Below are 612 nucleotides of genomic sequence, written 5' to 3' on the forward strand. Positions count from 1 at the left end.
GTATATTATGGTAAGCCTTAGCTATTGTAGATCGGCCGTGTGCAGAATCAATTACGATAATATCATGTTTATATCTACCGAGCTGAATGGCTGCCTGGATACCGGCKATTCCCCCGCCAATAATAATACAGTCTGCTTGCTTCATAAATTCACCGCCCATAATTTTAGGAATAAACCTAGTTTTATTCTTTCTGTAAAAAATATACCACCAGACATAGATCGGTAAACTATTGGAAGACATAAAAAGAGGATGATCGCCAATTGCGACCTTCCTCTTTTTCTTGCATATGCTATTGATTCTGTATTGGTTCGAGCCATTCTTGTGCCCAGTGTTGAATTTCAGTCATTACGGGCGCAAGAGCTTTGCCTTTTTCTGTTAAAGAATATTCAATCCTGACAGGTGTCTCTGGATAAACGTCTCTTTTTACAATACCTTCAAATTCCAAGTCCTTTAAACGTTCAGAAAGAATCCTGCCACTGATTGGGAAGGCAGATTCAATATTACAAAACCGTTGAGGGCCAGTAAGCAATTGATTGACAATCAATCCAGTCCAACGTTTACTCAAGATTTGCATGCCTTTTTCAAATCGCGGACAAAGTGTCGTATTATTC

At 39.1% G+C, this 612-nt stretch carries 2 protein-coding genes; both read right to left on the reverse strand.

Annotation, left to right across the window (positions count from 1 at the left end; all coding sequences use genetic code 11):
- Positions 1 to 145 (reverse strand): FAD-dependent oxidoreductase (locus AC1DUW_RS31845; RefSeq protein ID WP_477644582.1); only part of this gene is annotated, 145 nt, incomplete at its 3' end.
- A 145-nt stretch (positions 146 to 290) separates the two neighbouring features.
- A partial coding sequence (locus AC1DUW_RS31850) for a winged helix-turn-helix transcriptional regulator (RefSeq protein ID WP_477644581.1) occupies positions 291 to 612 on the reverse strand: 322 nt, incomplete at its 5' end.

This window comes from Peribacillus sp. P4_C12, from assembly GCF_056402095.1.